This window comes from Bacteroides galacturonicus, from assembly GCF_003096855.1.
Taxonomy (GTDB): Bacteria; Bacillota; Clostridia; order Lachnospirales; family Lachnospiraceae; genus Lachnospira; species Lachnospira rogosae.
The window spans coordinates 48,634-60,278 of sequence record NZ_QEOA01000006.1; the positions used below are offsets into that span (position 1 = coordinate 48,634).

The 11,645-nt window shown below is 35.9% G+C and carries 10 protein-coding genes; all 10 read right to left on the reverse strand.

What is annotated here, in order from left to right:
• Positions 1-94: 94 nt before the first annotated feature.
• The 10 genes from clpX to C7390_RS08995 all read right to left on the reverse strand — a co-directional run bounded on the left by clpX (position 95) and on the right by C7390_RS08995 (position 11,524).
• Positions 95-1,519, reverse strand: coding sequence for an ATP-dependent Clp protease ATP-binding subunit ClpX (gene clpX / locus C7390_RS08950; RefSeq protein ID WP_116444044.1), 1,425 nt, complete (start codon positions 1,517-1,519; stop codon positions 95-97).
• Positions 1,520-1,549: 30 nt separating this feature from the next.
• Complete coding sequence (locus C7390_RS08955) at positions 1,550-3,268, reverse strand: S1C family serine protease (RefSeq protein WP_242854083.1); 1,719 nt, start codon at positions 3,266-3,268, stop codon at positions 1,550-1,552.
• 170 nt (positions 3,269-3,438) lie between these two features.
• Positions 3,439-5,166: a phospho-sugar mutase gene (locus tag C7390_RS08960; RefSeq protein ID WP_022501918.1), complete on the reverse strand. Its 1,728-nt coding sequence runs from the start codon at positions 5,164-5,166 to the stop codon at positions 3,439-3,441.
• Between the two features lie 118 nt (positions 5,167-5,284).
• Positions 5,285-5,551, reverse strand: coding sequence for an HPr family phosphocarrier protein (locus C7390_RS08965; protein ID WP_022501919.1), 267 nt, complete (start codon positions 5,549-5,551; stop codon positions 5,285-5,287).
• 34 nt (positions 5,552-5,585) lie between these two features.
• Positions 5,586-6,875: a CdaR family protein gene (locus C7390_RS08970; RefSeq protein WP_022501920.1), complete on the reverse strand. Its 1,290-nt coding sequence runs from the start codon at positions 6,873-6,875 to the stop codon at positions 5,586-5,588.
• A complete protein-coding gene (gene cdaA / locus C7390_RS08975; protein ID WP_022501921.1) occupies positions 6,856-7,734 on the reverse strand; it encodes a diadenylate cyclase CdaA in 879 nt (292 codons plus the stop codon). The genes C7390_RS08970 and cdaA overlap by 20 nt, the downstream gene beginning before the upstream one ends.
• Positions 7,735-7,775: 41 nt before the next feature.
• Positions 7,776-8,798, reverse strand: a complete 1,023-nt coding sequence (locus tag C7390_RS08980; protein WP_116444045.1) for a hypothetical protein — start codon at positions 8,796-8,798, stop codon at positions 7,776-7,778.
• A gap of 14 nt (positions 8,799-8,812) precedes the next feature.
• Positions 8,813-9,214, reverse strand: a complete 402-nt coding sequence (locus tag C7390_RS08985) for a hypothetical protein (protein ID WP_022501923.1) — start codon at positions 9,212-9,214, stop codon at positions 8,813-8,815.
• Positions 9,215-9,293: 79 nt separating this feature from the next.
• Complete coding sequence (locus tag C7390_RS08990; RefSeq protein WP_116444046.1) at positions 9,294-10,460, reverse strand: Ig-like domain-containing protein; 1,167 nt, start codon at positions 10,458-10,460, stop codon at positions 9,294-9,296.
• A 2-nt stretch (positions 10,461-10,462) separates the two neighbouring features.
• Positions 10,463-11,524, reverse strand: a complete 1,062-nt coding sequence (locus C7390_RS08995; protein ID WP_116444047.1) for a glycosyltransferase family 2 protein — start codon at positions 11,522-11,524, stop codon at positions 10,463-10,465.
• Between the last annotated feature and the right edge of the window lie 121 nt (positions 11,525-11,645).

Below are 11,645 nucleotides of genomic sequence, written 5' to 3' on the forward strand. Positions count from 1 at the left end.
CTAATATACTGACATACTGACATATACATAATAACTTCTGCAAAATAACATCAGCAGAATATCTTGTGCATAATGGCTTGTGAAACTGACAGCATTAAGCTTCTGCATTATTCATTGGAAGTCTTTCCTGTCCACGCATCATAATAAGCGGTGTGCCCTTCTTCTCGATGTAATCTGCTGTTATTGTGACACTTCCGATATTATCATCTTTAGGAATTTCATACATTATATCAAGCATATATTCTTCTATTATAGACCTTAATGCTCTTGCTCCTGTATCTTTTTCCATAGCTTTCTTTGCAATCTGTCTTAAAGCATCATCATCAAATTCAAGCTTAACCTCATCAAGTTCTAATAACTTCTGATACTGCTTAAGTATTGCATTCTTAGGCTCTTTCATAATCTTAACAAGCATATCCTCTGTAAGACCCTCTAAAGAGAATACTATAGGAAGTCGTCCTAAGAATTCAGGAATCATACCAAATTCCCTTAAATCCTCTAATTCAACCTTTGATAATATATTCTTGTCATTATCATATTTATCTTTAAGGTCTGAGTTAAAACCTATTGATGACTGCTTATTAAGTCTTGCCTTTATTATATTCTCAAGGTCTGGAAATGCACCACCGCATATAAATAATATGTTGCGTGTGTTAACTGTAACCTGCGGAACCATAGCATTTTTGCTTGTAGCACCTACTGGAACTTCTATATCACTTCCCTCAAGAAGCTTTAACATTCCCTGCTGTACAGATTCACCGCTTACATCACGGCTTCTTGTTTCTTTCTTCTTGGCAATCTTATCTATCTCATCAATAAATATAATGCCTCTTTCTGCCTTCTCCACGTCATTATCTGCTGCCTGTAAAAGCTTTGATACAACGCTCTCTATATCATCACCTATATAGCCAGCTTCGGTAAGTGAAGTAGCATCTGTAATTGCAAGAGGTACTTTTAAAAGTCTTGCCAGTGTCTTTACAAGATAAGTCTTTCCGCTTCCTGTAGGTCCTATCATAAGCATATTAGACTTTTCAATCTCAATATCGTCCATAGTTCCTGTGGCAACTCTCTTATAATGATTGTATACAGCAACTGACATAACCTTCTTGGCATAGTCCTGACCTATTACATATTCATCTAACATTGCCTTTATCTGATGAGGTGCTGGAAGATTAGCCAAATCAAGTGTATCGTCCTTTTCCTTATCTGTAGGCTTGTTATTATCTTCTTTCTTTTTCTTGACTTTCTGCCTGTTGGAAATGTCATTACCCATCATATTAAAGCCGCCGAACATTCCCATATTAGGCATATTATTCATAAGGTCATCATAATTGATATCACTGTTATTAATTGTATCAAAGGTCTTCTGCATACAATCTGCACATACACATAAACCACCTGGCATATTAATCATTTTACCAGCCTTAGACTCTGACCTTCTGCATATATAACACACCTTTTCGTATTCATCTGTGTTAGCAGTTGTATTGTTCTCATTATTATTATCGTTGTTACTCATTTAATCCTCAATTCTGTGTTACGAGGCTTATTAGTTCTTCTTTCCTAATGTAACCTCCACACTCTTTAGTACATATTCACTACCTTCAAGATGATAGTAGTCAACCTTTACTGTCTCTCCTGCTGAATAATACTGCAGAAGTGACTGTAAGCCTGACATTGTTGATATTGACTGGTCATCAAAACCGACAATTATATCGTAAGCTGAAAGTCCTGCCTTCTCTGCTGCTGAGCCAGATGCTACTGTACGAACCATTATACCCTGTGGGTAACCATACATAGAAGCATATGTGCTTGTTATATCTATAGCAACAATACCAAGATATCCAGCATTATCTGAATCTACCTTCTGTCTTGTCTGCTTGCTCATAAGTGAGCTTATAAGTTCCTTAACATTAGATACAGGTATTGAATATGCCATACCCTCAACACCATCTGATGATGTCTTAGCAAAGTTAATAGCAATTACCTTGCCGCTTGCATTAAGAAGTGCTCCACCACTATTACCTGAGTTAATAGCTGCGTTAGTCATTATAAGTCCTGAAAATGTAACATTGTTAACTGTTATTGATCTGTCAAGGGCACTTATAATACCATTAGTAACTGACTGTCCTTCTCCAAGTGCATTACCAATTGCCACTACCTGCTGGCCTACTGCAATTGTATCAGAATCTGCAAGTTCTGCAATAGCTATTTTACTTATTGTGTCAGACGGAATATCTGATAATGATACAGCAACTACTGCTATATCCTGATCTGACTTAGAACCCTTTACCGTTGCACTTACTGACTGGTCATCCACAAATACACATTTTAAGTTGGATACATTATCTACAACATGTGCATTAGTTACAATAAGAAGCTCTGTATCATTCTTACCAACAATAATACCAGTTCCACTTGTTGAAGCCTCGTACTGCTGCTGTCCCCAGCCATACATTGAAGATGAACTGCTTACTGTAGTTGTACCATTAAGGGCAACCATAGCCGGAAGTGCTGCCTGTGCCACACTTTCTACATTCATTGATGAATATTGTGAAAGATTAGTATCTCCATTAGCATTAATATCATCGCTTGTAACTTTATCAATATTGCTTGTCACAGTTGAAATTGTATAGTTCTTAGTATCATTACCACCTAAATATTTCTTCTCAATATGATAAGTTCCATACATTGCTGAACCAGCTACAACACCAAATACCACTGCTGCAAGCACACCACTTATATACTTCTTAGCCGTGGAATTCTTAGAAAACCAATTGTTAAATGACTTCTTTCTTGCTTCCTTCTTAGCCTGCTTAGCCGCTCTCTGTGCATTCCTATAAGAATTATTCTGATCACTGCCTATATTATTATTAACATATGAATATCTATAGGTTGAATTACTGTTATCTGATGCATTATGAAAGCCTGTATTAGCACCATTATTATATGCTGTGTTATTATATCCGGCATTAGTTCCTGTGCTATTGTATGATGTATTAGCACCATACTGTGAATTATTCATACCACCCTGATTATATCCATAACCATTATAGCCATAATTATTACTTCCGTTAGAATACTGGTTCTGTCCATTATTCATACCAGCACCACCTGCACTGTTCTGATTATAACCTGTGTTATGGCTGTATGTTGTATATCCAGTTGTTCCTGTACTCTGATTATTATCAGGCTCTACATTCTCATAATTCCTAGAATTATTATCAGAATTATTGTTCATATAATCGTTATCTTCATTATTATACATATCCAAACACTCCTTACTTATGTCATTTCAACGAAAAAATGAACACATTTCGTTGTTGATACTGTTAGTATATTCACGAAATGTGTTCATATTGTGTATTACTTGTTAAGAAAATCTGAACTTATATAATTATGCTATGTAAAACATATCCATCAAATAATACTTACTGATTACTGCCCAACAAGCTCCATAACAGCTTTCTTTAAAGCTTCTTCTTTAGCTGCTGCATCTTCTATGCTGCTGCCCTTAACGCCCATATAGAACTTAATCTTAGGCTCTGTACCAGATGGTCTTGCACAGCACCATGCATTATCTGATAAATCATAATAAAGTACATTAGAGTTAGGAAGTCCTGTGCTATGCTTATCGCCTGTAACCATATTGACACATTCGTCCTTCTTATAATCTCTTGCTTCAAGAACTGTCCAGTTACCAATCTTAGATGGTGTATTATTTCTAAGGTCATCCATCATCTTAGCAATCTTTCCAGCACCCTCAGCACCCTTCATTGTGATAGCAACCTGTCCTTCTTTATAGTAGCCATACTTCTCATAGATGTTAATCATCTGATCCCATAAAGTAAGACCTTTATTCTTATAGTAAGCTGCTGCTTCACAAAGTGCCATAACTGCAACGATAGCATCCTTATCTCTTGCGTGTGTTCCTACAAGACAGCCATAGCTTTCCTCAAAACCAAATTCATATTCATATGTACCCTGCTGTTCAAAGAACTTAATCTGCTCACCGATGAACTTAAAGCCTGTAAGAACTTCAATAAGCTTAAGGTTATATTCCTTAGCAATGCTGTCAGCCATATTAGTTGAAACTATTGTCTTAACAAATGCTCCGTTCTTATGAAGAAGTCCCTTTTCCTGTCTTTGTGAAAGGATATATTCTGCAATAAGCATAGCAGACATATTACCTGTAAATGACTGGTATTCACCTGTCTTAGTATCCTTAGAATATACACCAAGTCTGTCAGCATCCGGATCTGTTGCAAGAACGATATCTGCATCAACTTCCTTAGCAAGCTTTAATGCTAATGTGAATGCCTTAGGATCTTCTGGGTTAGGATATTCAAGCGTTGTAAAATCTGGGTCTGGCTTTTCCTGTTCTGGAACAACATATACGTGCTTAAAGCCTAATTCCTTAAGAACTCTTCTTACTGGAATATTACCTGTACCATGGAATGGTGTGTATACAATCTTAATATCATCCGCTACTTTCTTAATGATATCTCCATTAATACTCATCTTCTTTAATGCGGCCATATATCTGTCATCCATATCGTATCCGATCACATTGTAAAGACCGCAAGCCTTAGCTTCATCTTTATCCATAGTCTTAACTGTATTGTAATCTGTTACAGCCTTAACTTCTGATATAATCTGTGAATCCTTAGGTGCTGTAATCTGTGCACCATCTTCCCAGTACACCTTATATCCGTTGTATTCTGGTGGGTTGTGGCTTGCTGTTACTACAATACCAGCTATGCAGTTAAGGTCTCTTAATGCAAATGATAATTCTGGTGTTGGACGAAGTGAAGGGAATATATATGCCTTAATTCCGTTAGCATTAAGACAAAGTGCTGCTTCATCAGCAAATTCAGGTGACATTCTTCTTGAGTCAAATGCAATAGCTACACCTCTGTCTGCTGCACCTTCCTTAATAATAAAGTTAGCAAGTCCCTGTGTTGCCTTTCTTACAGTGTAAATGTTCATTCTATTAGTACCATTGCCAATTACACCTCTTAAGCCTCCTGTTCCGAATTCAAGATCTTTGTAAAATCTGTCTTCAATCTCCTTCTCATCATTAGCGATCGACTTAAGTTCATCTCTTGTTGCTTCATCAAAATACATATTGTCACACCAAGACTTATAAACTTCCATATAACCCATACTCTGTACCTCTTTCCTTGTTATTTAATAATGTCGGGGAAAATGGTATTTTTCCCTGACTGATGTACACGTATTGCTACATCATTTTATTTAATTATAATTCAATCCGTAGATTAAATCAATCTTTAAGAGCTTCTTTAAACTTTTCTGATACTGTCTTTAACGCTTCTTCTTCATCGCTTCCATCAGCTATTAAAGTTATCTCATCTCCACATTTAACACCTGATGCAAGTATTGATATTACACTCTTTGCATTGGCTGTCTTACCCTCTGCATATTCAAATGATATATTAGAATCAAATTTAATTGCCGCATCACACATAGCACCCGCTGGACGAAGATGTATTCCAAGCTGGCTTGTGACAATTATATTCTCCTTTACCATTATAATCCCTCCTTAAATGGCAGTTCTTAACAAATTACCTTGTCGCCGATGTAGTGCTTTCTGTCGCTTTGGTACTCTCTGTAGTTGTTTCCTGCTGTATTGCCGTTATTGTAACATTAACAGTAACATTACCTACTACAGTTATTCCATCAGGCAGTGATAACGCCACTGTGACATTATGAGTTCCTGCCCCAAGATTCTTAAGGTCAATGCCTGCCTTTACATCTGATGCACTGACAGCCGATAACACATTATCATTACCTGTTACAGTAAATGTAATACCCTGCATTACCTGTGCATTAAACCCTGTCTGTATATTATTAAGTGTTATCTCTGAAGCTGAAAGACTTATCTGCTTTGTAGCCTTCTGTGCTATCTTAACTGTAACAGTAAGACTGCTGTCAGATACAAATTTAATTCCTGATGGAACATAATCTGATAATCTGAAAGTATATGTCTTATCAGCACTCAATCCATCAGCATTAATATTCTGCGATGGAATTGTTATTGTATCTACTTTACCCAGCAAATCATCTGAACCTGTTATAACCGCAGATGCCTGGCTTAATATTGTATCTGTTATAATATATCCGTCTGACGGCGTTCCACTTGTCTTTGCTGTTATTGACACCGTCTTCATTCTTGCTATATCAACATTGATATCTGCTTTAGTACATGACAGTTCAAGTGCATCATTTACTATTTCATTACCATCTTCATCTAACATCTTAACATCTGCACTTGTGCTTATGTCTTCCTTAGCACCTGATACATCTACATTTACTGATAATGTTGCTACACTCTCAAGTAAAGATGTAGGACCTGTAACTTTGATATATGTTGGTGATGAACTTGTCGAAGCAACCGTATATCCTGAAGCTGTCGAACCTGTCGTATTAACATCTAATGACAAAGTCTTGGTATCCCTGTTCTCTATGCTTAGCTTAAGTGCTGATGTTCTTGGAACAGCCTCTACATTATTAAGAACCTGTCCATCTTTAATTACCTGAACCTGTATATCTACATAATCTGTAAATGCAGTAACCTTGCTCAAATCTGCGGTTGCACTTATATCACTTGTCTTAAGGTCTGTTACGACACTCTTTGGACCGCTTACTGTAACTGAAATCTTGCCGCCATCAACAACTTCATAACTGTAATCTTTGTCTGTAAGGCTCTGTGTATTAATAAGCTGTACAGTTATATTACTGAATGTATAACTCGTGTTAGGGTCATATATATTAACAATAACTGTCCATAGAACAACTGCAAATACAGCGGATAATAACTTCAGGCTGAAATTCTTAAATATCTTCTCTTTCATGCTTCAACCTGCCTCTCCATATCCTGAAAGACTTAACATCTATATTCTTTCTACGGATATATTCCAGTTTATTCTTTAAAGAATCTGCATCAATATCGTGTATTAATTCACCACCAAAAGCTACAGAAACCTTACCCGTTTCCTCTGATACAATAATTGTCATACTGTCTGTAGCTTCGCTTATTCCGACTCCGGCACGGTGTCTTGTTCCTAAAGCCTTGCTAAGATTAACATTATCTGTAAGAGGCAGATAACAGGTAGCTGCAACCACCCTGTTACCTCTCACTATAACTGCACCATCGTGAAGCGGTGTATTATGCTCAAATATATTAATAAGAAGCTGGCTTGTAACAATACCATCTACAGGTATTCCTGTCTTTATATATTCTTCCAGAAGCATATCCTGTTCTATAACTATCAATGCACCTGTCCTTACCGCTCCCATCCTGTAGCACGCATCAACAATTTCGTCAGCTGTCTTAACACTAAAACGCTCATCTTTATTGCTGTTATCACCAAAATTCAGGAAATTAAGAACAAATTTCTTCCTTCCTAACTGCTCTAACGCCCTTCTTAATTCGGGCTGGAATATAATAACAAGTGCTATAATTCCAACACTTATCGTCTTTCCTGCTATCCACAATATAGTCTTTAAGTTAAGCAGATATGCAACTACCGCGAATAAACCTACTACTATAATTCCTTTAAGCAAAGCCCACGCTTTAGTATTCATTATCCATAACAGAATATTATAAAGAACAACCGCAATAATAATTATCTCTATAATATCTGTCCATGTAATCCTTGGTATATATAATCTTGAAAAATAATTCTGCAACAGATTACCTGATGTAGTCACATTCTCACCACCCTTTTAATTTCTATATGATAAATATACTATTATTTATCAAAAAATATCATATCTTCGTCTTCTTCTGTGGCAGCAGTTGTTGATTTAGCCTGTCTTACATCACTTATATCTGAGGCTTTTCTGGTCTTTCTTGCATTAATCTGCTTAACCTTTACATCCTCACCTGCTACATTAATCTTAGGCACAGCCTTTACATAATAATAGTATTCGTCATCTTCATACTGTACATACTCTGTTCTTCTGAAATCAACTGCAAAGAACATAACATTACAGATATAACCTGCAAGTGCACCTAATATAACTCCGATTACAATAAGAACTATATTAAATTCAGTCTTAAATACAATCTCGCATACAACAAGAATTATGAACTGTAATACACTTCCTATTCCTATAGCGTAACCCCATGCATAGTCAATCTTAAGTCTTCTTATTATGTATACAACAATTACTGTAACTGCAAGTGCTGCAATTAACACTATCATCTGCTTGTCCTTAACAAGACTTTCTATTAAATAAGAAACCTGTAACATACTCTCTGTTAAAGATTTGTTAGTAACTGCTGCTTCGTAAGCACTGGCTGTATTAATTATATAATAAATTATTACACCAAAGCTTACAGGTATTGCCGCAAGAAATGATGAGCATAAACCTACAGCAACCGGTATAACATAAGGTATCTTAAAACCACACATAATTACTGTTAATATTAGCAGATATCCAAGCTTTGGTGTAAATCTGAAATATAACAGATACATAAGAAGCACTACGCACAATGCAATAAGTGCAAATTCTACTGATATTGCATACAAGTGTGCAATCATAAATATCGAAAGCATTACTATTGTAAAGCCATTAGGCAGAAATGCACATATAACTGATACTAATACTGCTATTATAGGACTATTAAGCTTATCCATATAGCCGATAGAGGCATTAAGCATAAGAAATGGAACCAATGCTGCTATAAACTTAGCCACCGGTACAATATATATATCATATTTGTTGTAAAATCTTTTAAAATTCTCTTTTAGTTCTAATAAAACCGCCATTATATCCTCCATATTTACTTTCTTTTCTTCTGGCTGTTATAAAATCTTTCAAGCTTATTAAGTCTTGAAAAATATTTCTTAAGACCTTTTCTTGAACGTTCATACTGGACATTATATACAACAGCTGCTATTACTGTAAATATAACTAACATTCCTATATAGTATATTGCCACTCTCCTGCCAAATGCAAGATAGTCCATTGAATTAATATTCTCAACAAGTCCCTCTGCATTGCATAATACATACATAATTGCAACTATCATAAATGCAAATGTTGTAGTTATTAATGTCTTTAAAATACCGAAAGCAATGAAATCACCTTTGAAATATTTCGCTGTACGAAGCATTTTCCTGCCCTCGTTCTTTTCATATATAGCCATCTTAGTCATCATCTTAACTTTATTCTCATTAAGCACAACTTTCACCTCATTATTCATTTCATAAATATGCTATTGGTTATATAACAGCATTTTATTAAATATAGCATATTTGACATTAATTGTATATTACAATTTGCGAATGTCCTCCGCCTGCTGCTGTTACAATTCTTACTTTTCTTCCCTCAGCAGTAAATGTTCTGTCACTTGAAGCAGAAAGATAATTGCTCCATACCTGACTATATTCTGATGGGAGAAGCTCACTTAATACACTATTAATCTTGCTGTCAAAACCACCGCTTCTCTGCTTGATATATATAATAGAAACTTCTGGCTGTATTATTATTTCTCCATAATAAGTATCATTTTCTGTATATATGTATACATTAGAATATTCTCTTGTAAATCCCTGATTACCAAGTATGTCTGGCAGATCTGTACTCTTCATTCCGTCACTGTTTCCAGTTGATGAACTGCTGCTTCCTGTGTTAGTGCTATTGGTATTCGATGAATTAGAGCCTGAATTGTTAGAGGTATTGCCTGAATTATTGTTATAAGACCCATCTGAATTATTAGATGAATCATCTGCAATATAGCCTCCGTCAGAACTACCATTATCTGTACCACTGCTGTTACCATCATCATAGCTTCCTGCCTCACTGTTATATGAGTAGCCCGTTCTGCCTGATGTGCCACTATTAGAAGTCCCTGATGAGCTGCTGTTAGATGAATTAGAACCCGTAATGCTTCCATTACCTGTGTATACAACATATCCATTGGCTGAACCTGCTGATACACTCTTTATTCCCTCAATAGCTACGGCATCTGACACATCTCCTACTGTCGCTGTAAGTGCCGCAACACCTACATTATTAACAGTTACAACACCATCTGAATCAACCTTCATAATATCCTCATTACTGCTTGACCACACAAGTGCCTTATCAGTATTCTCCGGCTCTACAACTGCAGCTGCTTTAAATGTTGTGCCGACAACAACAGCTGTATCATCCATTAATATCTCAACCTTAGTAAGTGACCTGTCAGCTACACTGTTGTTAGATGAATTATTCTGTGGTTTCAAATTCTTCTCTGTCAATGTCATTCCAACAGTATTATCCCCACTTTTCTTATTATTAGAACTTACAGCTCCTGCTATAATAACTGAAAAAAGAGCAATTACAGCTATTACAATAAGTACAATTGCAATTGGGGACAGCTTAGTTGTTGTATTTGCTGTGCCTTTTGAATTATTATCCTTTTCGTTGTGCATCTTTATCTCCATTCTTAAACTATCTCATCAGGAAGCTTCCATTGCTCTGCCTGATACTTATAATCTTCCGCCATCTGTCTGAACTGTGCTATCTGTTCTATATCTTCTGATGTTTCTGAAAGCTTGTCATAACATCTGCTAAGAGCATACAAAGGCTTATTACCTCCGCTTGTAATATCTAACATGCTTGAAGTTTCATATATTGCATTATAATACCACATTGCCGCTTCTGCATAGTCATTTATATCATAATAATAATTACCAAGTTCATAACATATCTCTGAGCTTGGATTATCAGCAACACACCTTAAAGCAAGCTTAAAGAATTCTCCCATATCACCTGCTATGCGGTATATTTTAACAAGTACGCAGTTCACTTCCTGTCGAATGTCGTCACTTCTGTTCTCATTAATAAGAATATCGGCAAATATATCTTTAAAATCCATAAAATCTTTATCTGAACCAGAAATATAAAGCTCCTTGCATAACATAGTTATAACATAGTCCTCCAACTGTGTTCCCCTGGCAAATGCTTTAATATATGTAGAGAAATCCCTCCTGCTGTGGTCTGATACTGGTCTGTGCAGTATCTCTATATCACTGTCATATACCACAGGTGTAAGCCTTACTGTTTCATGAATTGGTGATGTCCATACGAAAGGCCTTAACCTCTTAAAAAGCTTTGGCCTTAATTCTCTGTGTACATTGTACACAGAGTTATAGTCATTATCATTAACATAATACATCTGTACTATATCTATCTCTGGAAGAAGCATTGATTTCAGGTCTTTTAATGCCTGATTATTGCGTTCATCTAATATCTCATCTGCATCTGCACTGAATATATAATCGCAGGAAGCTAATGAAAATGCGTAATTTCTGGCAGCGGCAAAATCGTCACACCATTTATAATCATATACTTTATCTGTGTATTTATGTGCTATATCTTTGGTTGAATCAGTCGAACCAGTGTCCACTATTATTAATTCATCATAAGTTCCTGCGTATGAAATAAGACAGCGTTCTAATATTGACTGTTCATTTTTTACTATCATACATAAGGTGATTGATATCATTTTCGTGGTCTCCTTATAATTGTTTCCTGTTCATAAGTATACCATATCAGTTTTTATGTGGATAGATTTTTAATTAAAAAAGGAGTTTGTGTTTGATATGTCACCTGTCTACTGGTACGGG

What these genes read in the sequence shown, in the direction of transcription:
- clpX (WP_116444044.1), bottom strand. Translation starts at nt 1,519, where the DNA reads ATGAGTAACAACGATAATAATAATGAGAACAATACAACTGCTAACACA.
- C7390_RS08955 (WP_242854083.1), bottom strand. Translation starts at nt 3,268, where the DNA reads ATGTATAATAATGAAGATAACGATTATATGAACAATAATTCTGATAAT.
- C7390_RS08960 (WP_022501918.1), bottom strand. Translation starts at nt 5,166, where the DNA reads ATGGGTTATATGGAAGTTTATAAGTCTTGGTGTGACAATATGTATTTT.
- C7390_RS08965 (WP_022501919.1), bottom strand. Translation starts at nt 5,551, where the DNA reads ATGGTAAAGGAGAATATAATTGTCACAAGCCAGCTTGGAATACATCTT.
- C7390_RS08970 (WP_022501920.1), bottom strand. Translation starts at nt 6,875, where the DNA reads ATGAAAGAGAAGATATTTAAGAATTTCAGCCTGAAGTTATTATCCGCT.
- C7390_RS08980 (WP_116444045.1), bottom strand. Translation starts at nt 8,798, where the DNA reads ATGGCGGTTTTATTAGAACTAAAAGAGAATTTTAAAAGATTTTACAAC.
- C7390_RS08990 (WP_116444046.1), bottom strand. Translation starts at nt 10,460, where the DNA reads ATGGAGATAAAGATGCACAACGAAAAGGATAATAATTCAAAAGGCACA.
- C7390_RS08995 (WP_116444047.1), bottom strand. Translation starts at nt 11,524, where the DNA reads ATGATATCAATCACCTTATGTATGATAGTAAAAAATGAACAGTCAATA.